17 protein-coding genes are annotated in these 22,796 nt (G+C 69.1%); 12 read left to right on the forward strand and 5 right to left on the reverse strand.

Annotated elements, in window-relative coordinates; all coding sequences use genetic code 11:
- Window positions 1-255 precede the first annotated feature (255 nt).
- The 10 genes from ABZ318_RS14740 (at window position 256) to ABZ318_RS14785 (ending at window position 13,382) form a co-directional block, all read left to right on the forward strand.
- A complete protein-coding gene (locus ABZ318_RS14740; protein ID WP_356902882.1) occupies window positions 256-513 on the forward strand; it encodes a MerR family transcriptional regulator in 258 nt (85 codons plus the stop codon).
- A 232-nt stretch (window positions 514-745) separates the two neighbouring features.
- Window positions 746-949: a cold-shock protein gene (locus ABZ318_RS14745; RefSeq protein ID WP_048475199.1), complete on the forward strand. Its 204-nt coding sequence runs from the start codon at window positions 746-748 to the stop codon at window positions 947-949.
- A gap of 1,147 nt (window positions 950-2,096) precedes the next feature.
- Window positions 2,097-3,662 (forward strand): S8 family peptidase, encoded by a 1,566-nt coding sequence (locus tag ABZ318_RS14750; protein ID WP_356902837.1) that lies wholly within the window; start codon window positions 2,097-2,099, stop codon window positions 3,660-3,662.
- A gap of 273 nt (window positions 3,663-3,935) precedes the next feature.
- Window positions 3,936-5,594, forward strand: coding sequence for a hypothetical protein (locus ABZ318_RS14755; RefSeq protein ID WP_356902838.1), 1,659 nt, complete (start codon window positions 3,936-3,938; stop codon window positions 5,592-5,594).
- Between the two features lie 87 nt (window positions 5,595-5,681).
- On the forward strand, window positions 5,682-8,540 hold the full coding sequence (locus tag ABZ318_RS14760) for an AAA family ATPase (protein ID WP_356902839.1): 2,859 nt from the start codon (window positions 5,682-5,684) through the stop codon (window positions 8,538-8,540).
- A 56-nt stretch (window positions 8,541-8,596) separates the two neighbouring features.
- Window positions 8,597-8,845, forward strand: a complete 249-nt coding sequence (locus ABZ318_RS14765; protein ID WP_356902840.1) for a hypothetical protein — start codon at window positions 8,597-8,599, stop codon at window positions 8,843-8,845.
- On the forward strand, window positions 8,842-8,931 hold the full coding sequence (gene kdpF / locus ABZ318_RS14770) for a K(+)-transporting ATPase subunit F (protein ID WP_356902841.1): 90 nt from the start codon (window positions 8,842-8,844) through the stop codon (window positions 8,929-8,931). The genes ABZ318_RS14765 and kdpF overlap by 4 nt, the downstream gene beginning before the upstream one ends.
- Window positions 8,932-8,939: 8 nt before the next feature.
- Window positions 8,940-10,604, forward strand: coding sequence for a potassium-transporting ATPase subunit KdpA (gene kdpA / locus ABZ318_RS14775; protein ID WP_356902842.1), 1,665 nt, complete (start codon window positions 8,940-8,942; stop codon window positions 10,602-10,604).
- Window positions 10,601-12,709 carry a potassium-transporting ATPase subunit KdpB gene (gene kdpB, locus ABZ318_RS14780; protein WP_356902843.1) on the forward strand — a complete coding sequence of 703 codons (2,109 nt, stop codon included), beginning with the start codon at window positions 10,601-10,603 and terminating at the stop codon, window positions 12,707-12,709. The genes kdpA and kdpB overlap by 4 nt, the downstream gene beginning before the upstream one ends.
- A 22-nt stretch (window positions 12,710-12,731) precedes the next feature.
- Window positions 12,732-13,382, forward strand: coding sequence for a potassium-transporting ATPase subunit C (locus ABZ318_RS14785; protein ID WP_356902844.1), 651 nt, complete (start codon window positions 12,732-12,734; stop codon window positions 13,380-13,382).
- Between the two features lie 96 nt (window positions 13,383-13,478).
- Here ABZ318_RS14785 and ABZ318_RS14790 read toward each other — a convergent pair whose 3' ends face one another.
- Window positions 13,479-14,096: a TetR/AcrR family transcriptional regulator gene (locus ABZ318_RS14790; protein WP_356902845.1), complete on the reverse strand. Its 618-nt coding sequence runs from the start codon at window positions 14,094-14,096 to the stop codon at window positions 13,479-13,481.
- Between the two features lie 99 nt (window positions 14,097-14,195).
- Here ABZ318_RS14790 and ABZ318_RS14795 point away from each other — a divergent pair, with 99 nt between their 5' ends.
- Complete coding sequence (locus tag ABZ318_RS14795) at window positions 14,196-14,495, forward strand: hypothetical protein (protein WP_356902846.1); 300 nt, start codon at window positions 14,196-14,198, stop codon at window positions 14,493-14,495.
- A 52-nt stretch (window positions 14,496-14,547) separates the two neighbouring features.
- Window positions 14,548-14,718 (forward strand): hypothetical protein, encoded by a 171-nt coding sequence (locus ABZ318_RS14800; RefSeq protein WP_356902847.1) that lies wholly within the window; start codon window positions 14,548-14,550, stop codon window positions 14,716-14,718.
- Between the two features lie 202 nt (window positions 14,719-14,920).
- On the opposite strand, the gene ABZ318_RS14805 is transcribed toward ABZ318_RS14800, so the two are convergent.
- The 4 genes from ABZ318_RS14805 to ABZ318_RS14820 all read right to left on the reverse strand — a co-directional run bounded on the left by ABZ318_RS14805 (window position 14,921) and on the right by ABZ318_RS14820 (window position 22,757).
- Window positions 14,921-19,111, reverse strand: coding sequence for a WD40 repeat domain-containing protein (locus ABZ318_RS14805; RefSeq protein ID WP_356902848.1), 4,191 nt, complete (start codon window positions 19,109-19,111; stop codon window positions 14,921-14,923).
- A 37-nt stretch (window positions 19,112-19,148) separates the two neighbouring features.
- Entirely contained in the window at window positions 19,149-20,024 is an 876-nt protein-coding gene (locus ABZ318_RS14810; RefSeq protein ID WP_356902849.1) for a hypothetical protein, read from the reverse strand.
- 355 nt (window positions 20,025-20,379) lie between these two features.
- The gene (locus tag ABZ318_RS14815) at window positions 20,380-22,287 is read right to left on the reverse strand and encodes a calcium-binding protein (protein WP_356902850.1); all 1,908 of its coding nucleotides are present in this window, start codon (window positions 22,285-22,287) and stop codon (window positions 20,380-20,382) included.
- A gap of 296 nt (window positions 22,288-22,583) precedes the next feature.
- The gene (locus tag ABZ318_RS14820; protein ID WP_356902851.1) at window positions 22,584-22,757 is read right to left on the reverse strand and encodes a hypothetical protein; all 174 of its coding nucleotides are present in this window, start codon (window positions 22,755-22,757) and stop codon (window positions 22,584-22,586) included.
- Window positions 22,758-22,796 lie beyond the last annotated feature (39 nt).

Consider the following 22,796-nt stretch of genomic DNA (forward strand, 5'->3'; position numbering starts at 1 on the left):
CGTGTGCCGGGTCGCCGCCGGGCTCGCGCCCCCGTCGACGACGAGCACGCGCGCGTGGACCGCCCGGAGGAGCCCGTCCGCGAGCGGCGCCTCGCAGGACGGTGCGGCGGCGGAGTTTCGAAGCCAGGGTTGTTGCAGGACGGCGACGGGGCCGGCGGCCGGACCGGGTGGCCCGCAGTGATCAGGGGCCGCCGATACGGGACCGCGGTCACGGCAGGTGCGGTTCCCGTGAGTGCAGTACGGCAGTGCTCCGCAGTGAAGTCAGCGCGCAGTACCCCTGGTGAAGGTGTCGGCTGCGGAATCGCCCCGCTGCGCTCCGAGGGCGGCCACCGCCGCTACTCCCGCTACCAGCTGCGCATCGCCGCCCGCGCCCGGGAACTTGTCGACCAGGGAACCCCCATCGAGGCCGCCTGCCGCATCATCGTCCTGGAAGACCAGCTCGAAGAAGCCCAGCGCATCAACGCCGAGTACCGCCGCGCAGCCGAGACGGCCGGGCCGTCGGCAGCAGCCTGATCCGATGCGTGCCCGTCGGACACCGGCGGGCCTCGCGCACGGATGTAGGCGTTTCCTGTGGTGACGGCGTGTGCGGACGTGTACCGTCCCCGTTAGCTGTCGTGGTTCGGAAGTTCCCCTTGCCCATGCCTTCGGCGTGGGCTTTTTGCTGTGCTGTGCCGCAGGGACCAGGGCGATCACCTCCGTCTTCCGCAGGGTGCGGGAGGCGTTCATCGACTGGAAGGCATGAGACATGGCTACGGGAACTGTGAAGTGGTTCAACGCGGAGAAGGGCTTCGGCTTCATCGCCCAGGACGGCGGCGGCCCCGACGTCTTCGCCCACTACTCGGCGATCAACTCCTCGGGCTTCCGTGAGCTCCAGGAGGGCCAGACCGTGACGTTCGACGTCACCCAGGGCCAGAAGGGCCCCCAGGCGGAGAACATCACCCCCGCCTGACCTCTCCCCACCCCGCCGGCGGAACCGGGGGCACCGAACTCAAGGCGTACTGCTGCTTCGCGCGCGCCGACCGAGTGCCCCCGGTTACGCGGCAGACGAGCGCTGTGTCGCCCCCTCGGCGACATGAGCAAGTCGTGCCGCCGTCGGGGCAGGGCATCGCGGCCCGGATCGAGGAGCCGTTCCCTGTGGCCCGCCGACCCGGCGGCGGATTCCGACGTCGGTGACGAGAACTGGGGTGTCGCCGGAGTAGGAGCCGGTCACGGGTTCGGTGTCCTCCACGCCGTCTTCAACGGCGCTCGCCCGGGCCGGGGCACGAGCCGGGCGATGCGGGCCGTCCCCATACGCGGGTCAGGCGCTCCGGCCACCTGCAACCGCCCTCGTGGGTCCGGCTCTTCACCGGGCGCGTTGCGCCGTTGATGGTGGCGGTCAGGGTGAGGACGGTGCCGGGCTGTTCATGCGCCCGAGCCACTCCAGGAACTTCTCGCCGGCCGCCTCGGGCGTGGACCACACGCCGAGGATGGTCGGTGCCGGCGCGGCTCTAACTCCACGAAGCCCACCGCCCCGACACTCCGGGCGCAGCACCGCACCGTCATCGCCGACCCCGGTCCGCCACCGACGGGCCCGCGTCGGCGGTACCGGGCACGAACGCCGTGCCGAAGCCCGTCGAGGCCCACCGTCGAGAACCATCCTGCTGATGGCCGGTCACCGCCCGTCCACAACACGGCTTCGCGTCCGAGGCGGTCGCATGTCTCAGCGGTCCGACCATCAGCAGCCGCTGTCCAGAGCCGCGAAACCTATAGGTGCTGTCACGCATTGCCGTGTTCCGCTTGTGGAGCCGATGCTCTGTGCAGTGCACGGGCGGTTTCAGCCCCACCAGCGATGCCTCCCCAGGCGTGGCAGGGGCTGCGGGCTTCCCCCAGAGCGAACCGTCCCGCACGAACGCCGCTGCGAAGTCCCTTCGCAGCGGTTTCACCCCCCATCCGCGGGGCGCGTCGCACAAGCGTGCGGTGCGCCTGCAGGTACCCGGCACAGGCAGCGAGGCGAAGGAGCCCCGTCTGCCTGTGTCAGGGCGCTTGCCCGCTTGCGGAGGGGTGCTCCATGGCCGCCGGGCCGGAGCGGTCCGGTCAGTTACCAAGGAGGAATCTGCATGGTGTCCCAAGCTGTGGCGTTACGGAGCCTTGCCGCCGCGTGCGCCGGCGTCGCCCTGCTGGGCGGGGCCGGAGCAGCCGTGAACGCGGCTCCCGCTTCCGCCGCCGAGTCGGTGGTCGTCGGCGCGGACCGCGCCGACGCGATCACGGGGTCGTACATCGTCACGCTGAACAAGTCCGTGGCACGCGCCGATGTCCCGCGCGTCGCTCGTGATCTGGCCGGCCGGCACGGCGGCACCCTGGGCCACACGTACACCTCGGCGCTGCGTGGGTTCTCCGTGCACATGCCGGAAGCCGCGGCCAGGCGCCTGGCAGCGGACCCGGCGGTGGCGCGGGTGGAAGCGGACGGCATCGCGCACGTCACCGGCACGCAGCCCAGTCCGACCTGGGGCCTGGACCGCGTCGACCAGCGGGACCTGCCGCTGGACAAGAACTACACCTACCCGAACACGGCCTCGAACGTCACCGCGTACGTGGTCGACACCGGGATCCGCACCAGTCACCAGGACTTCGGCGGCAGGGCGGTCAGCGGCTACGACTTCGTCGACGACGACTCCAACGCCGCCGACTGCCACGGACACGGCACGCACGTGTCGGGAACGATCGGCGGCAGCGCCTACGGGGTGGCCAAAGGGGCCAAGCTCGTGGCCGTGCGGGTCCTGAACTGCGGCGGTACCGCCCCGTGGTCGACCGTGATCAGCGGCATCGACTGGGTGACGCGGAACGCGGTGAAGCCGGCGGTCGCCAACATGAGCATCGGCGGGGACAAGAACCAGTCCCTCAACGAGGCCGTGGCCAACTCCATCGGCTCCGGCGTGACGTGGGCCGTGGCGGCCGGGAACAACGGCGGCGACGCCTGTTCCTACTCGCCCGGATCCGTGCCCGCCGCCATCACCGCGGGAGCGACCGACGGCAACGACACCCGTGCCTCCTTCTCCAACTACGGTTCCTGCCTGGACCTGTTCGCTCCGGGAGTCAACATCACGTCGGCGTCCCACTCCAGCGACACCGGCAGTGCCGTCATGAGCGGCACGTCGATGGCTTCCCCGCACGTGGCGGGAGCCGCCGCACTCGTGCTGTCGGCGAACCCGTCGTTCTCGCCCGCGCAGGTCCGCGACAAGCTGGTGGCCGACTCCACGCCGGGCAAGGTCGGCGACGCCAGGACCGGCTCGCCGAACCGGCTGCTGTACGTGGGCACCGGAAGCACCACGCCGCCGGACGGGCCGAAGTTCGAGAACACCACCGACCACCCGATCAACGACAACACGACCACCGACTCGCCGATCACGGTCAGCGGCGTGTCGGGCAACGCTCCCGCCGAGCTGCAGGTCGCCGTGGACATCCGCCACACCTACCGCGGTGACCTGCGGATCGACCTGATCGCCCCCGACGGCAGCGCCTACCGGCTGAAGAACTACGACGGCAACGACAGCGGGCAGAACGTCCAGGGCACCTTCACCGTCAACGCCTCCGCCGAGGTCGCCAACGGAACCTGGAAGTTGCGCGTCAGCGACAACGCCGACCAGGACACCGGCTACATCAACAGCTGGTCCCTGCAGTTCTGACCCGCTGCCGACGGGCAGAACGCACGTTCCGGCAGCGGGAGGTCAGCAGCCCCGAGTGGGACTCCGCGAACGGCGTCCCACTCTCCGTCGCCGGTACTTTTCGGACACACTCCGGCCGATGGACTGGCTATGCCCCTACAGACGAATGATCCGCACAATCAATGGCTGATTGATTGTGCAACCGAAGATTCAACGGCTATTAATAGTCAACCAAGCAGAATTTCCGGCCACGGTGTGGTCGGGTGATCCTGGTAACTGCTGAGGAGAAGCGCGATGGGCACCAGGCGGCGTAACCAGGAGCCGACACTGGACCGGCCGGTCAAGGGCCGGCACGGCAGAAAGCTCACCCGGGGGCGTCTGGCCGTCGGCTCGGCGGCGGGGCTCGTCGCGGTGGGCGCCGTCGTGTGGATGCAGAGCGGGGAACAGGCGGCGCAGGCCACGGCCCCGGCAGCGCAGGCGGCGTCGGTGTCCTTCACCGCCGGCCGTCTCACCTACACGCCGGACAAGCTGGGCAACAAGATCCCCGACTTCTCCTCCGCGGGCTACCGGGGCGGGCAGGCATCCATCCCGAACGCGCCGGTCGCCCTCCGGCTCGAGGCGCGGGCGAGCGGCGACGACACCGCCCGGATCCAGGCGGCCCTCGATCAGGCGGCGGCGCTCAAACCGACCGGCGGTGTCCGGGGCGCGGTACTGCTCGGGCCGGGCAGCTTCCGCGTCAAGGCATCGCTGAAGATCGCCGGCGGCGTCGTCCTGCGCGGCTCCGGCACGGCGGGCGACGGCACACTCCTGGTGGCCCAGGGCACGCCCGGTTCCCTCATCACCATGGGCTCCGACGCCTCCTACACCCGCGTCGGCCGACGCGCGGCCATCACCGACGCCTATGTGCCGGTCGGCGCGACGAAACTCACCGTGGATGACGCCTCCGCCTTCAGGGCCGGCGAGACGATCGTCGTGCAGAGGCCCACCACCCGGGCCTGGATCACCGCGATCGGCATGGACAAGATCCCCGGCGGCGAAGGGTGGCAGCCCAACTCCGGCATGCTCTCGGTGCGCACCGTCACCGCCGTCACCGGCAAGACCCTCACCCTCGACGCTCCGGTCACCACCGCGATCGAGAGCAGGTACGGCGGCGGCACCGCGTGGCATTACCGGCTCGACGGTCAGGTCGCCCACGCGGGCGTGGAGAACCTGGCCGCGGATGCCACCGCCTTCACCAAGGACCCGGACTACGGCCGCCCCGACGGCGGCAAGAACCGTGAGGCCGGCGCGTTCGCGTCCCGCCTGCTGACCGTGAACGCCGCACGCGACGTGTGGGCCAAGGACGTGAAGCTGACCCGCTTCGGCTCCGGCTTCTACGTCAACGACAACGCCAGCCGCGTCACCATCGAGCGGGCCGCCGACCTGAACATGGCCGTACCCGACGGCTTGGCCCCGCCGCCGGCCTTCATGATCGGCGGCCAGCAGGTCCTGGTCCGCGACACCACGGTCACCGGCGACCACGTCCACGCCTGGACCACCCGGGCCTTCGCCGCCGGCCCCAACGTCTTCACCCGCTCCACCGCCACCTCCCTCTCCGGCACCGGCCAGGTCGACGCCGGACCGCACATGCGCTGGGGCTCGGGCACGCTGTACGACCAGCTGACGATCAAGAGCAGCGACGGCGCGTTCATCGCCGCGAACGCCTTCGACGGCGGCACCGGCCACGGCTGGCAGGGCGCCAACAACGTCTTCTGGAACACCAAGGCCGCCACCTACACCATCCTGGCCCCGCCGACCGCGAACAACTGGGGTTTCGGCATCACCGGCAAGCAGGTACCCGGCAAGCACGACGCCGAGCTGCCCGCCAAGCCGTCCGTAGGCACCGTCGTCAGTCCGAACGTGCCGGTCGAGCCGGCCGGTCTCTTCGAGCAGCAAGTCCGCGAACGGCGCTGACCCCACTCGTCCGGGCAGGCTCTACGAGGGGGAGCCTGCCCGGACCCCTTCCGTGCGCACCACCACAACCGAGGGAGTCCACCCACCGTGCCCGCCCCACGGCTGACACCGCCCCCTTTCGTCGGCCGCAGCGTCGAACTCGAACAGCTCGTCCGGGCCGCAGCCGCCCCGCCGTCATGGAACGTCATCACCGGGGAGGCAGGCGTCGGCAAGACCCGCCTGGTCAGCGAGGTCCTTGACGCCGGCGCCCTGCAGCAGCCTGTCCGCCTGGTGGGCCGGTGCTTCCCGTCCGCCGAGCCGCAACCCCTTGCTCCGCTCATCGAAGCACTCGCCGGCCTGCCGCCCAGCGCGCTGACCAGCCTCCCCCCGCTCGCCGGTGCCCTCACGCCACTGCTGCCGGAACTGTCAGGTCTGCTCCCGCCACCCCTGCCGCCCCTGGGCGATGCCCGCGCCGAGCGGCACCGCCAGCTCCGCGCCGCGCTCGGCCTGCTCACCCACCTACGACAGGCCGTGCTCGTCCTGGAGGACCTGCACTGGGCGGACTCCGCGACCCGCGACTTCATCCGCCTGCTCACCGCCCGCCCTCCCCGGCACCTCAGCGTCATCCTCACTCACCGAGGGGACGGCGCAGCCTCGCTTCTGCCCGCCCAAACCGGTCTTCGCGTACGTGAGACACATCTGGAACCGCTGAACCCCGCCGAGACCGGCCGACTCGCCGCCCACCTCATCGGTGCGGAAGAGGTATCGGTGGACTTCGCCGAACGGCTTCACCAGCGCACCGCCGGCCTGCCGTTCGCCATCGAGGAGCTCCTGCGGCTGATCACCACCGACGACACCTCCCTGGAGAAGACGGCGATCGAGCAGACGAGCCTGCCCGCCCCCGTGCGACAGGTGATCAACCACCGCCTCGCACAACTGCCCGAAAGTGCGCGGTCCGTGGTCTTTGCCGCCGCCGTCGCCGGCCGCCCCGTCACGATCGACCTGATCAGCGACATCGCCGCGCTGCCCGAGCCCGACACGCGCCGCGCCCTCACCCTTGCCCTCGAACACGCCGTCCTGCAGCCCACGGCAACAGGCATGTTCGACTTCCGGCACACCCTCGCCCGCCAGGCCGCCTACGAGGCCATCTGCCTGCCCGAGCGGCGCACCCTGCACCTGCGCTGCGCCCGGGCCCTGCTTTCCCACACCGCACCGCTGCCCCTCGCGGACATCGCCCGCCACTACCAGCAGGCCGGACACACCGAGCAGTACCTGCGCTACAGGGAAGCCGCTGGGAACCGGGCGGAGGCGCAAGGCGACGCCGAAGCAGCGACCGAGCACTTCCGCACCGCCTTGCGCGACCACCCCTCCCCACGCGCCCGCATCCGCCTCGGCCTCAAACTCGGCCGCTCGGCGATCGCCGCCATGCCGCACGACGACACCGTCGAAGAACTGCGCGCCCTGCTCCAACAGGACGCCCTGACGCCGGTGGAACGCGGCGAACTACGCCTCTACCTGGGAACACTGCTGCGCAACCAGGCCGGCAACGGCCTGGAAGGATTGGAGGAAATCGCCCGCGCCGCCAACGAACTGACAGCCACCGCACCCCACCTCGCGGCACGGGCTCTGTCCGCCATCGCCATCCCCTCCCTCCAAGGATGGCCACTCCCACACCACCTCCAACACCTCCAACAGGCCGCCGCCCTCGCCCCCTACGTCGACGATCCGGTCCAGCGCACAGCCATCACCGTCAACCGGGCCACCGCGCTCATGTTCACCGCTGCCCCCGACGCCTGGAACGCCGTACGCGACCTCCCCGTCACCACGGCCAACCCCGCGGAGGAAGTACAGATCGCCCGGGGCTGGGCCAACCTCGCCCATGCCACCACCGCCCTGGGACACCACAAGGCGGCCACCCGGTACCTCGACCGAGCCGACGCGATCCTCGACCACAACGGCATCCCCTACCTGGAAGGACTCGCCGCAACCGCCCGCCTCCTGCACGCCTGGACCACCGGCCGCTGGGCAGGACTGGCCGAAGCGACCGAGCAGGCGGCCTCCCTCTACGCCGACATCCCCGACCTCGCCGCCGAAGCCCTCCTCGTCCGCGGCCTGCTCCACCTCCACGCCCTCGGCGACACCCATGAGGCCCGGCACGCCCTCGTGCGCGCCGCCCGCACCACCCAGCTGGACACCGGCATGGTGCTCACCGGCTCGGCGGCCGGCATCGCCCGCATCCACCTGGCCGCCGACCGCCCCGACCACGCCGGCGCAGCCGCCGAGCAAGCCCTTCAGCACATCAGGCGCACCGGCGGATGGATCTGGGCCACCGACATCGCCCCCACAGCCGTCGAAGCACTCCTCCGGTGCGGCCGCCGTGACGAAGCCCTCCACCTCGCCGAGGACCTCGCCCAAGGCGTCGCCGGCCTCGACGCCCCCGCCGCCACAGCGGCGGCGACCACCTGCCAGGCCCTTCTCACCCCGGCACACGATGCTCAAGCCACACAGCACGCCTACGAAGCGGTCGTGGCCGCCTGGCAGCGAGCCGGTCGGCCCTACGAAGAAGCCAGCGCCCGGGAAACCCACGCACGGCGCATCCTGGCCGACGCACCCGAAAAGGCCGAGACGCACCTGAAAGAAGCAGCCGCGATCTACCACCGCATCGGAGCCGCCTGGGACGTCAGCCGCTGCCACAAGCAGCTACGCCGCATCGGCGTCGTCATCACTCGACGCCGCGGCCCCATCGGATACGGCGATCAGCTCTCGCCCCGCGAGAAGGAGGTGACCGCACTCGTCGCCCAAGGCCACTCCAACCGCGAGATCGCCCACCGACTCAGCGTCTCCCACCGCACCGTCGAGCACCACATCAGCAAAGCCATGCGCAAGCTGGGCGTATCCCGCCGCATCGAACTCATCGCCGGAGCACACTCACCCGACATGGCGAACCCAGACTCACATACCGGGTAAACCAGCCACTGGCTTTGTTCACGAGAACGGGCTCTGGCACAACTTCCGTCCCCGGAGTGACCTGGCTCTCCACCTGCGCGGACGCGGGAGCAAGAAGGCGTAGGAGACGCGTCAAGAGCACGTCAGGGAGCGTAAGAGGGGCGTCAACGAACGCCGGATCGGCGCTGAAAGGCGGTTTCCTCATCTGGTCCGAGAATCCGTTCTTCACTCAGGAGCTCACGATGGCCGACACGGCCTTCGTCGTCACCACGATCGCGGTCTTCGCGCTGGTGGCCTTCATCGCCAAGGGGGTGGCCAAGCTGTGAACGCCGAGAACATCGTCGGTCTGCTGGTCGCGGCTGCCCTGCTGGTCTACCTCGTCCTCGCCCTCGTCAAGCCGGAGAGGTTCTGAGTACGGATATGAGTCCGGTTCTTGCTGGAGCCCTCCAGCTCCTCGCGCTGGTCGCCGCGCTCGGTCTGTCGTACCGCCCGCTGGGTGACCACATGGCGCGTGTCTACTCCTCGGAGAAGCACTACAAACCCGAGAAGTGGCTCTACAAGGCGATCGGTGCCAACCCGAACGTCGAGATGCGCTGGCCCGCGTACCTGCGCGGCGTACTGGCCTTCTCCGTGGTGAGCGTCCTCTTCCTCTATCTGCTCCAGCGCGTGCAGGGCTCGCTGCCCGGCTCGCTCGGCTTCGTGTCGATCGACCCGGACCAGGCGTTCAACACCGCCGCGTCGTTCGTGGCGAACACCAACTGGCAGTCGTACTACGGCGAGCAGGCCATGGGCCACGTCGTGCAGACCGGCGGCCTCGCGGTGCAGAACTTCGTGTCGGCGGCCGTCGGTATCGCCGTGGCGGTCGCACTGGTGCGGGGCTTCGCACGGTCCCGTACCGGCGAGCTGGGCAACTTCTGGGCCGACCTCGTGCGCGGAGTCGTCCGCATCCTGCTCCCGATCTCCGTGGTCGGCGCCCTGGTCCTCGTCGCCTGCGGCGCGATCCAGAACTTCTCCGGCATCCACGAGGTCGGGCAGTTCGCGGGCGGCTCGCAGCAGTGGAACGGCGGTGCGGTCGCCTCGCAGGAGGTCATCAAGGAGCTGGGCACGAACGGCGGCGGCTACTTCAACGCCAACAGCGCCCACCCCTTCGAGAACCCCAACGGGCTCTCCAACCTCTTCGAGATCTACCTGATCCTCGTCATCCCCTTCGCGCTGACGCGGACCTTCGGCCGCATGGTCGGCTCGATCAAGCAGGGGTACGCGATCCTCGCGACCATGGGTGTCATCTGGCTGGCCTTCGTCGGCCTGATGATGTGGACCGAGTTCGCCCACCCCGGCCCCGCGTTCGACCTCGCGGGCGGCGCCATGGAAGGCAAGGAGACCCGCTTCGGCATCGGCGGCTCGTCGATCTTCGCGGTCTCCACCACGCTGACCTCCACCGGCGCGGTCAACTCCTTCCACTCCTCCTTCACCGGCTTCGGCGGCGGGATCGCGATGCTGGGCATGCAGCTCGGCGAGATCGCGCCCGGCGGCGTCGGCTCCGGCCTGTACGGCATGCTGATCATGGCGGTCATCGCGGTGTTCATCGCCGGCCTGATGGTCGGCCGCACCCCGGAGTACCTGGGCAAGAAGATCGGCACCCGCGAGATCACGTACGCGGCCTGCTACATCCTCGTCACCCCGGCCCTCGTGCTCTGCTTCACGGCCGCGGCGATGGCGCTGGACACCCCGGCCGACTCGAGGACGAACACCGGAGCGCACGGCTTCTCCGAGATCCTCTACGCCTACACCTCCGGCGCCAACAACAACGGCTCCGCGTTCGCCGGCCTGAACGCCGACACCCAGTGGTTCAACACGACGATCGGCATCGCGATGCTGCTCGGCCGGTTCCTGCCCATGGTGTTCGTCCTGGCGCTGGCCGGCTCGCTCGCCGAGCAGACGCCCGTCCCCGAGACCGCGGGCACCCTGCGCACCGAGAAGCCGCTGTTCACGGGCCTCCTCGTCGGCACGATCATGATCATCGCCGGTCTCACCTACTTCCCGGCCCTCGCCCTTGGCCCGCTCGCCGAAGGACTCGCAGCATGAGCACCCTCACTCCCACCCGGGCACCGCACCCGGACGCACCCACCGGGCACAAGCCCGAAGGCGGCGGGCGGGTCGGCGGGGGCCTGTTCGACCCGAAGCAGCTGGTCAAGTCCTTCCCGGACGCGCTGCGCAAGCTCGACCCGCGCGTGATGATCAAGTCGCCGGTCATGTTCGTGGTGCTCGTCGGCTCGGTGGTCACCACCGTGCTCGCGGTGAAGAACCCGGGGGACTGGTTCGGTTGGGCGATCACCGTCTGGCTGTGGCTGACCACGGTCTTCGCCAACCTGGCGGAGGCCGTCGCCGAGGGCCGGGGCAAGGCCCAGGCCGACACCCTGCGCAGGGCCAAGACCGACACCGTCGCCCGAAGGCTCGCCGACGCGGGTGAGGAGCAGGTCCCCGGCACCGACCTGAAGATCGGTGACCTGGTGGTCTGCGAGGCCGGCGACATCATCCCCGGCGACGGTGACGTCGTCGAGGGCGTCGCGTCCGTCGACGAGTCCGCGATCACCGGCGAGTCCGCCCCCGTCATCCGTGAGTCCGGCGGCGACCGGTGCGCGGTGACCGGCGGTACGAAGGTGCTGTCCGACCGGATCGTCGTCAGGATCACGACGAAGCCCGGCGAGACGTTCATCGACCGGATGATCAACCTGGTCGAGGGCGCGGCCCGGCAGAAGACCCCCAACGAGATCGCCCTCAACATCCTCCTGGCGTCCCTCACCATCGTCTTCCTGCTCGCGGTCGTCACCCTGAAGCCCTTCGCGATCTACGCCGGGGCCGACCAGCAGACCTCGATGATCGTCCTCACGGCCCTCCTCGTCTGCCTGATCCCCACCACGATCGGCGCTCTGCTCTCCGCGATCGGCATCGCCGGCATGGACCGGCTGGTCCAGCGCAACGTCCTCGCGATGTCCGGCCGGGCCGTCGAGGCGGCGGGCGACGTGTCCACGCTGCTGCTCGACAAGACCGGCACGATCACGCTGGGCAATCGGCAGGCGTCGGAGTTCGTCCCGGTCGTCGGTACGACGGCAGCCGAGGTCGCCGACGCCGCCCAGCTGTCCTCCCTTGCCGACGAGACGCCCGAGGGCCGCTCGATCGTCGTCCTCGCCAAGGAGGAGTACGGGCTGCGCGAGCGTCACCAGGGCGAGCTGGCGCACGCCGCGTGGATCGAGTTCACCGCCCAGACCCGCATGTCGGGTGTGGACGTCGACGGTCGCCAGGTCCGCAAGGGCGCGACCGGCTCGGTCGTCGCCTGGGTGGAGGAGCAGGGTGGCACCGTCGCCGACGACGCCCAGGCGCTCACCGACACGATCTCCCAGGCCGGCGGCACCCCGCTGCTCGTCGCGGTCAAGGACGACAAGGGCGCCCGCGTCCTCGGCGTCATCCACCTGAAGGACGTCGTCAAGGAGGGCATGCGCGAGCGGTTCGACGAGCTGCGCCGCATGGGCATCAGGACGGTCATGATCACGGGTGACAACCCGCTGACCGCGAAGGCGATCGCGGAGGAGGCGGGTGTCGACGACTTCCTCGCCGAGGCCACCCCCGAGGACAAGATGGCCCTCATCAAGCGCGAGCAGGCGGGCGGGAAGCTGGTCGCGATGACCGGTGACGGTACGAACGACGCCCCCGCGCTGGCGCAGGCGGACGTCGGCGTGGCGATGAACACGGGCACGTCGGCCGCGAAGGAGGCCGGCAACATGGTCGACCTCGACTCCGATCCGACCAAGCTCATCGAGATCGTCGAGATCGGCAAGCAACTCCTGATCACGCGAGGGGCGTTGACGACCTTCTCGATCGCCAACGACGTGGCGAAGTACTTCGCGATCATCCCCGCGATGTTCGCCGTCGCTTATCCGTCCCTCGACAGGCTCAACATCATGGGCCTGTCCTCGCCCGAGTCCGCGATCCTCTCCGCCGTCATCTTCAACGCGCTGATCATCGTCGCGCTGGTCCCGCTCGCCCTGAAGGGCGTCCGCTACCGGCCGAGCAGCGCCGACTCGATGCTGAGGCGGAACCTCGGGGTCTACGGACTCGGCGGCCTGATCGCCCCGTTCATCGGCATCAAGATCATCGACCTGCTCCTCTCCCTCATCCCCGGGCTGCGTTAATCAGAAAGCGTGCTGACCGAACATGAACAACTCCGTAGGAAACGCAGGCCGGTTGCTCTGGGCCGGACTCCGGGCCCTCCTCTTCCTGACCGTCGTGTGCGGCGTGCTCTACCCGCTCGCCGTCACCGGCATCGCCCAACTCGCCTTCCCCGGCAAGGCCAACGGCTCCGAGATCAAGGACGCGAGCGGCAGGATCGTCGGCTCCGAACTCATCGGCCAGACCTACCTCACCGACGACAAGCCGGACCTGCGCTGGTTCCAGCCCCGTCCCTCCAACGGCCTGGGCGCCAACAGCGCCAACACCCAGTACAAGCTGATCCTCTCCGGCGCCACCAACCGCGCGGGCGACAACGCGGACTTGATCAAGTGGGTGACCGACGCCAAAGCGGCCGTCGTCAAGGACAACTCGACGGCCGACTACCAGGTGAAGCCCTCCGACGTCCCCGTCGACGCCGTCACCTCCTCCGGCTCGGGCCTCGACCCGCACATCTCCCCGGAGTACGCGAAGCTCCAGGTCCGCCGGGTCGCCGAGAAGAACCACCTCACCGTCGCCCGGGTCGACAAGCTCGTCGCCGACCACACCGACGACCGCATCCTCGGCTTCGTCGGCGAGCCCCGCGTCAACGTCCTGAAGCTGAACATCGCCCTCAAGGACCTGGTGTCCAAGGCCTGATGGGCTCGATAGAGACGGTCCTGCCTCGCGGGTCGGCGCCCGGATTTGCCCGGCAGCATGGTTCGGCAGCGAGTCGTCGTCTCGCCGGTGTGATCCTCAGGAGCACAAGGCGTGTTCGGCAGTGCTGACCAAGGTCGCGGTGACGCGGTCGGGTTGCAGCGCCCGGCCGGTATAGAGCAGGTCGAAGCTGTCGAAGCCGGTCAGCAGCCACAGCACGTCGGCGGCCTGGGCGGCGGTGAGGCCGTCGCGGAGCACGCCTTGCTCGGCCAGTCGGTCGGCGAGGCCGCTCATGCCTTCGGCGCGTCCGCGTTCCAGGCGTTGGACCGCGCCGCCGACCGCTTCGGCGTCGAGGTGGGCCATCGAGAACAACGCGCGCAGTACGTCCCGGTGCGCCGCGTACATCAGCACGTTGCCGCGGATGCCGCCGCGCAGGCCCTCTCGGGCATCGGAGTGGAGTACCGCGCGCACCATGTCGGTGAATCCGCCGCGTTGGAGCAGGTCCATGCCGAGCGCGTCGAACAAGCCCGCGCGTGAGCCGAAGACGGTGTAGACGGTGGAGCGCGACACCGCTGCGAGCTTGGCGACCTTGTCGACGCTGACCGGTTCGGCCGGCGCCTCACGCAGACGCTGGTAGACGGCGTCGAGGATGCGGCGCCTTGTCTCCTCCGCGGCCCGGGCGCGCAGGCGCTGCTCGTACTTCCGAGTGGGGGGCATGGCTCAGCACCCTAGCATTCGCTTGACAGTGTGTCTTTTGAAAGACAGGCTGTCCGACGAAATATGGGTCGGCCGATGCACCACAGAGAAGGGGACAGCATGCGCGTGATGATCCGGTACACGGTCAGGCCGGAACACGTGGAGCAGAGCGTGGCGTTGCTGCGCGCGGTCTACGCGGACCTTGAGCGGGTCCGTCCGAGCGGCCTGCGCTACGAGACCTTTCGGCTCGACGGCGGCGGCAGCTTTCTGGCCGTGATCGAGTCCGAGGGCGACCCGGTGGCGGCCCCGCACCACCGGCTGGCCTCGTTCCAGCGCTACCGCGCCGCCCTGAGCGAGATCTGCACGGAGTCGCCCACCGTGACCTACCTGGACCAGGTCGGCTCCTACCGATCCGAGTGACAACGGCCAACACGGCCACCAACGCACCACCTCGACCGAGGAGACAGAGCGCATGATCCGGATTGCCGTCATCATCGGCAGCACCCGTCCCGGACGCCGGGCCGAGGCCGTGGCCCGGTGGGCCGCCGACACCTCCGTCCGCCATCCCGCCGTCGCCGCCGGCTGGCTGGCGGAACGCAGGGCTCCGGTGCATTCGGGGCACGGTCCTACGCAACGTGACTGAGCCGTTTTCCAAAGACGGGCTAGGACGAGAAGCACCTTCTTGAAGCAACCGAGTCGTTTTTACACAGGCCGACGTCGACGACGAGTTCAACGATCACAGCCTCGACGCACCACCACCCACCATGCACGAGCTCGTGAGGCGCCGTCGGGCCGCTGGGCAGTGAAGGGCACCTGCCGCTCGTCGCGTCTTTCGGCGGCGGAACTCAGACCTCCGCGTCGATCTCGATGACAGAGACGCCTTCACCATCTGCAATTGCCAGTGTGCTGCCGGAAGCCGCCAGAGCACGGACCCGTGCTCGACGGCGCAGCGTGTGAGGCGTGTCCGATGAGGGAGTCCACCAGTGGACTGTCGTGCCCCCGGCGACCGCCAGCATCCAGACGCCGCCGTGGGCGGTAAGAGCGAGGCAACGAGTTGGAGCCCGTTTCCCGGCCAAGCGCTCCGTGAGCGCCTGGCCGCGACGGACGTCCCACACTCGGGCGACGCCCTGGTCGTCCCCGGTAGCGAGCAGCAGCCTCCCGTCCTCCCCGGAAGCCAGAGCACAGACCGTGGCTTCCTCGCCTGGGCCGGGCGTCCACAGCTCGCCCGGTGGCGCGCCACGCCTCCAGCGCCTCGCGGCTCCCCGCGCGTCCGCTGACGCCACCGAGAAGGTTCCGTCCGTTTCACGGCCGACGGACAAGGCCAGGACCGCCCTCTCGTGGCCCGGCAGTTCCGCTGATGAGTTGTCCATCCAGTCCCAGAGCCACAGTCCGCCGGTCTCCGTTCCGACGACCACCTTGCTGCGACTGTCTTCAGCGCCGACCGCCAGCGACCTCACCGCTGCCTCCAGCTCCACCTCGGCGATCTGCCGGCGGTCGGTGACGTCCCAGAGGCGGACCGTGCCCTCGCTGTCCGCGGATGCGAGCAGGGGCCGCCCTCCGATCCCGGTACCCAAGCCGACGGCCGTGACTTCGCTCCTGTGCTCGCCGAGCGTCTCCGGCCTGGAAGTGCGGTACCACAGCCGCACCTGGCCGTCGTCGCGGCCGAAAGCGAGCAAGAGGCGGTCTTCCTCGTCTCGGGCCAGTGCCACGCAGTGGGCGTTACCAGCGTGTGGAGCCACGGGCGAACTGGCCTGAGCGGCGGCGGGTTGCCAGACCCGTACGGTCCCGTCCTCGCTCGCGGAGGAGATCAGTACTTCGCCGGTCGCGGTGGTGCAGGCTATGTCCCGAAGGGCGCGGCCGTGTCCGGTCAGGGGCGGGCAGGCCGGTGTGCCTTCGGGCAGCCGCAGAACCTGCACGGCACCGACGGGCCGGGAATCAGCGATGAGGAGGAGCAGCCCCCCGTCGGGATCGTCGCACAGGGCGACGGAGCGGATCTCACCTCGAAACGCCGCTGCTTCAGGGGAAAGGAACAACGCCCCCGAGTCCGCGTGCCGGACCAGAACCGTTCCTTCGGCGTCGCCAGAGGCCACCAACAACTGGTCCCGGTCCCTGTGGAGTGCGACCGTCACGACTCTGCCGCGGTGCCCGTCGAACCGCCGGAGAAGTTCGTGCCGCTCGGCATCCCAGAGGTGGACCGTGCCGTCGTCTCCGCCGGAGGCCAGCATGAGGTGTCCGTCGGGCGTCTTGGCGAATGCCAGGCAATGGAAACTTCCCGTAGGAGAGGTCAAGGGCGATCGGATCAGACGCCCACTCAAGGGATTCCAGAGACAGATGTTCCCGTCGTCGCCCGCCGATGCCAGGACGAGGCGTCCCCTGGCTGTCATGCCGAAGGCGGCCGCTCTGACTTTGCCGCTGTGGGCAGGTATGGCTCTGATCTGGCTTCTCCTGACCGGGTCCCAGACACGGACGAACCGGGACCCGGCGGAAGCCAGCAGCAGGCGCTTCCGTCGCGTCACACCGAAGGCGAGCGTGTTCAACTTGCCTTTGTGCTTCTTGGGCAGCTTTTTCAGCCGCGTGTGGGTGAGAATGTTCCAGATCCGGATCTCCCCGTCGTCCCCCGCGGCAGCGGTCAGGAGCCGACCGTGGGTCTCACCGAAGGCGACGGCATGGACGGGACCGCTGGGGCCGGTGAGCGTCCATCGGCTCATGTCCGGGCGTACGGTGGTCAGGCGGGTTCGGTAGCGCGGGCGAAGCAGGCTGCTGGGACGCATGACGTCCTCGGCATTGAGCGCCAGGGTCGCCTCTTGCAGGTAGGCGGCGTTGGCCGTGACATCGCTGCCCAGGAGGGGCCGAGCCCGCTCGTACACCTGGGCGGCGCGGGCGGATCGACGATCCATGTCCGGCAACCCGATGATCGCGGGGCTGAGAGTGAGGCGGTCGGCGACCGCCAGGTAGTCCAGGTCTGTGACGAGCCGGGCGAAGGCGTCCTTTCCCGCTGCGGCGGCGTGTTGGGCGAGGTACGTGCGAATGTACGGATGAGCCGTCGTCCAGTCGGTTCGCCCGGTCTCGTCTTCCGCGACAGTCGACAGGAGCGCCTGCGTGACCGCCGCCTCGTCCAGCGCCTCCTCGTTCTTCGGTCCGCGCAGGTGCTCGGCCAGAGCACGATGGAGCAGGCGGAAGACGGAACGGCCGCCTGGGCCGTCGTCTTCGATGATGAAGGATCCCATGTGGGACAGCACCCAGCGAACGTCGGACGGGCTGATCGGTCCCCATCCCGTCAGGCCGCGACGGTCGGCCACGGCCTGTGCCACCGGCGCCCAGATGTTCTCCCAGGGCAGGCCAGCCCCGCGCGACAGAGCCAGGGCACCAAGCAGGGAGCGGACGAGAGGAACACGCTCGCCGATCACCTCCAGGTCCTGATCGAACGCCTCTCCCATGTCAGCGGGAAGTCTGTCCTGCCAGCCGGGAACCGTCGTGTCCAACCGGGGCTTCCCACGGATCGACCGCGCCATGAGCTGTCCGACGAGGAACGACTCGGCCACGGTGTCACCGCGTACGGCCGTGGCGCGCCGGGCTATCTCGCCGGCGACAGCCAGGCAGCCGTCTTGCGCGATGCCGGGCGCGTCGGTGCCGGACTGGTACGACGTGGTCACCTGAGGCTCGCGGGAGGCCGTGAGCAGATTGCGCACGTAGTCGACCAAGGCCTCGGGATCCCGGTAGCCGGGGGCTCCGAGATCGATCAGCAGGTCCACCGGGCCCAGAGACGGGACCTTGTTGCTGCGACATCCGACGGCTACCTTCCATCGCCTGGCCAGCGGTTGCAGCAGGAGTTCGACGACCACATCCATCTGCAGCGCTTCGTCGATCGAGTCGATGAGCAGTCCGGTGATGTTTCTGTCCGCCAGGACTGCCGCACGGTCAGGGTCTCTGATGCCGCCCAGAAGCTCGGCAACGGTCTGATCGGTCCAGCCCAGGGCATACGAGACCGCACGCGCCAACTGATCGGCGTTGAGCCCGCGCGCCTGACAACTCACGAAGGACGAGCCGGCCGGCAACAGACCGGCGGCGCGGGTGACGAGGGGATCAGGAGTCTCCCCGAGCCGCTCCGGCCGTCCCGCCGCGTCACACAGGTAGACCGGCAGGGACAGCAAAGCCGACTTTCCGGTCCCGGCATGACCGGTGACAACGGCCGGCCCCTGGGGGTGCGAGGGCGCCGTGAACCACTCGATCAGGTCCACGGCCGCCGCGATGCGGCCGGTGCGCCCCGTGAGGTAGAGGCCGGCGGTCGCATCGGGGGCTCCCTTGAGCGCGGCCAGTTGCTGATCGGCCGTGGTCAGACCGGCCACGCCCTCCTGGTAGTCGGGATTCGGGAAGAAGTGGGGATCGCTGCCGAAACCGCGAGCCGGCCCGAACTGAAGGACTTCCTTCCCCGCGGGGTAGGCCTTGTTGATGGCTCGTCTGACGGTGTCGACGGGAATCCAGCGCGTGGAGGGGCCGACCTCAAGGGGATGTTCGAGAGCGGCGGCCAGCGCGGCGGGGAACACCCCTTGATACGCCTCCTGCGTCGCACCCGCACTCGTCAGCACGTAGACGTTGTCGTTGCCTTTCCCGGCGAGAGCGTCACGGAGGAGCTCCATCCCACCAGAACCCGAGTAGCAGCAGTCCAGGATCAGCAGCACGGCCGGCTGTTCGGCCTCGCGCATTCCCTCGGTCTGGCGCAGGAACAACTGCGGTAGGTACGAGGCCTCCAGACCTGTGCCCAGCCGCTGCCACGTGGTCTGCGGCAACACGAGATGGAACCCGCCGTTGTCACTCTTGGCTCCATGGCCCGCGTAATAGACGATGACGTTCGGCGCCGCTCGAGCTGCCTCTTGCAGGAGGTCGCACAGGGTGTCGCGATCTGGGTCTTCGTGGACAGGTGAATTCGCGTCCACCGGGGTGACGCCCAGATGCCGGAGCGTGGCAAGAACCGTCTCCAGGCCCCGAGTTACTTTCAGCAGGTCGGGAAACTCATCCGTGTAATGAGCGGTACCCACCGCGAGGAGTTTTGGGAGGGCTTGCGGATCCCGCCCGTCACTCAAGAGCCCCATGGAGAACGCCGCCCGTCAATCGCGCGTTCAAATACGGCCGGATGGCATGCGGCTCGCCACCGTTGTCGACGAGGCCGTCCTCCACCACCGCCCCGGATGGTCCGGTGAACAGCCCTGCGAGATCCTTGCGCAGCGCGACGATGTCGTCCTTGTCGGCGATGTTCGCCCATCGGGTCACGTGGCGCGGCCACGTGCCCACGCCCGACGCGGGCCGTGGAGTGAGCCGATCGAAGATCAGGTTGGGAATGCCCAAGGGGGAGCCGACGGTGACGAACGTGCGTACTTGGGTGGGCTGGTACTTGCACAGGTATTCATAGGCGACGACAGAGCCGAGCGAATGCCCGATCAGCGCCCGCGTATCCTCACCGACCTGCTGATCCAATCGCTTCAGCACGGTCTCCTTGAGATCCTCTTCGGTCAGGAACCGCGAGACCTGTTTCACATTGCCGATGAGCAGCCGCTGAGCCACATTGACGAAGGTGGGAGATTGGGCGAGACGGCTCAGAATCAGCTGCTTCGTCGTCCCCCTCAGGGACATGGCGCCCGCTTGCGCAGCCAGGTGTGGGCTCTGCTCCAGGGCTGCGGAGTGGAACGCCTTCAGTAGTTCCAGCTCAAGGCCGGAGTCGGGAATGTCGTCAGCCGTATAAGGAGGCATGCCTCCGCTCATCGCGTCATCGGACGGTCTGAACAGATCGCCGAAGAAAGCGACTCTGACATCCTCGCTGGTCAACGCGGAGGCCTCAGAATCATGCCCTGCCGCCACGAGACCGTCTCTCAACGAGTCGAACCACATGGACGCGAGCTCGAACCCACCCCTGTACTGTTGCCCGATTCCATGAACACCAACGAAAACGGCCATACCACCAGCATGGACCTTCTGCGCGCCCTCCGCACCTGTGCACAGGTGCGGAGGGCGCCCGTGAGAGATCTGGCTCCCGAACGCGAAACGGGCGATGCCGGGCACCGTCGCCGGCGCGAAGCCGAGTCCGCCGCACCTCCACCGTTTCATGCCGCGTAGTCAGCAACCACCCGACACCGGTGAGGGGGCTGACGTGGGCCTGCGGCAGTCGAAGGCGGACAAGCACGGGTGCCGCCCTTCAAGCTGCTCGGCGAGGCCGCGACGCAAGGCCATGACGGCTGGCCGTAATCCGCGCAGACTTCTGGTGTTCCTCACGTGGGGAGGCCGTCGAGCCTTCGTTGCCGGGACGCCTTTCCTACGGGCAGCTGATGACGGTGTCGCCAGGGTTCCCGGAGCAGGTGTCGGTTCCGGAGCCGCCGTTGAGCGTGTCGGTTCCGTTACCGCCGACGAGGGTGTCGGCGCCGGCTTCTCCGTGGAGGGCGTCGTTGCCGTTCCCGCCGCTGATCACGTCGTTGCCGGTGCCTCCGCGAACGGTGTCGTTGCCGTTCCCGGCGCTGATCACGTCGTTGCCGGAGCCGGCGTAGAAGATGTCGTTGCCGTTGCCGCCAGTGACGTTGTCGTTGCCGCCGAAGGAGCAGATCACGTCGTTGCCGGACGTGCCGGCGAGGTTGTTGGCGCCGCTGGTGCCGAGGATCGTGCAGCCGTGGGCGTTGTTCACGACGGTGCTCGCGGTGGCGGTGTCGTTGCCCGGTGTGGGATCGGTTTCCGCAGCGTCGACCGTGGCCGTGTCGGAGAGCGTGCCGGTCATGGTGGGTTCGGCCACGAGGGTCACAGTGGTGCTCGTACCAGGAGCGAGGGTGCCAAGGGCGCAGGAGGCGCTGGCCGCGGTGGTGGTGCAGGTGCCCTGGCTGGGCGCGGCCGACACCAGCGGGCCGGGGCCGGTGAGGGTGTCGGTCAGCGTGACGCCGGTGGCCGGCGTGGTAGTGCTGGTGTTGGTGACCGTGACGGTGTACGAGGCCTGATCTCCCAGGCTGACGGTGGCCGGACCGGTCTTGGTGACCGACAGGTCCGCTCCCGTCGTCCCGTTCTGATAGCGGGCCAGCGCGAAGTCGGTGCCGCTGAAGCCGGCGACGACGATCTTCCCGTCGGTCTGCAGCGCCGTCGCGAGCCCCTCGTCATTGGCGGTGCCGAAGTCGGTGGTCACTTTGCCGTCGGTGCTGAAGGAGTTGTCCAGGCTGCCATCGCCGTTATAGCGGGCCAGTGCGAAGTCGCCGTTGCCCGCCCCGACGGCGACGATCTTTCCGTCGGCCTGTACCGCCATGCCGTCGACCCGGTCGTTGACACCAGTGACGGAGGTGGTCACCTTGCCGTCGGTGTCGAAGGAGGGATCCAGGGCACCGCCGGTGGTGTAGCGGGCCAACGCGAAGCGCCCGTCCGAGAAGCCGGCGGCGACGATCTTCCCGTCGGCCTGCACCGCCACACCGTTGGCGCGTTCGCCGGTCCCGCTGATGAACTCGGTGGTGACCTCGCCGTCGGTGCCGAAGGCGAGGTCCGGGCTGCCGTCCGAGTTGTAGCGGGCCAGCCCGAAGTCCGGATTGTCCGGCGCCCCGCCCAGCGCCTCTCCCGCGGCGACGATCTTCCCGTCGGCCTGCACCGCCAGTGCACGGGCTGCGGAACCCGCGCCGAAGTCAGGGGTCACCTTGCCGTCGGTGTCGAAAGTGGTGTCGAGGCTGCCGTCGCTGTCGTAGCGGGCCAGCGCGAAGGTGGCGCCCGTACGGCCGGCCGCGATGATCTTCCCGTCGGCCTGCGTCTTCACCGCATACGCTTCGTCGAGGTCGCCGAAGTCGGTGATCACCTTGCCGTCGGTGTCGAAAGTGCTGTCGAGGCTGCCGTCGGTGTTGTAGCGGGCCAGCGCGAAGGCAGCGCCTGGAGCGGTGGTGCCTGCGGCGATGATCTTTCCGTCGGTCTGTACCGTCACCGCGAACGCCTGGGCTCCACCGCCACCGAAGTCGGTGGTGACCTTGCCGTCGGTGTCGAAGGTGGGGTCGAGGCTGCCGTCGCCGTTGTATCGGGACAGGACGAAGGTGGCGCCGCTGCGGCCTGCTGTGACGATCTTCCCGTCGGGTTGCACTGCCACCGCGAAGGCGATGTCGCTGCCGCCGAAGTCGGTGGTGACCTTGCCGTCGGTGTCGAAGGTGGGGTCGAGGTCGCCCGGCGCTGCCAGAGCGACTGCGGGGCAGCACCACACGAGCGCCGCGGACACGATAGCGACCGCTACCGCCCCGGCTCGGCCGTTCCTGGGCCGATGCCGGCCCGCGCTGCGTTCAGTGGGCCGTCTGCACGGGATGAGCGGATCAGGAAAACGCTGGGCCGTCACCATTTACGCCGCCTTTCGCCTTCGCCGGCCGGGTCATCCCGACGGCTGCCTGTGTCGCAGGCCCCTCACGCACCCGATCGAGGGACCGACTCCGAAGAGCCGACGGGGCGGCAGGGCCACGACCACAGCATTTCCTCGGCGTGACGGCGGCGCTTCACGGGTTCGGCCAAGTGGCAGTGGCCTCAGTCGGCAGGTCTCCGGCTTCTTGCCGAACTCCCCTTGGGGCGGGTCTCGCAGCGGTAGTACCCGAACCGTCCGCGGTTGGAGTGGGGGAGGTCCTTGTTCCGCCGGTGCTCGAAGGTGTCGCGCCAGGAGCCGGCCTTCTGGTTGGACTCCAGCTCGGCGGTGTTGAGCATCTGGGTGATGGCCAGGAGCCGCGAGCCGGCTAGGACCGA

It is taken from the genome of Streptomyces sp. NPDC006197, assembly GCF_040613865.1.
Lineage (GTDB): Bacteria > Actinomycetota > Actinomycetes > Streptomycetales > Streptomycetaceae > Streptomyces.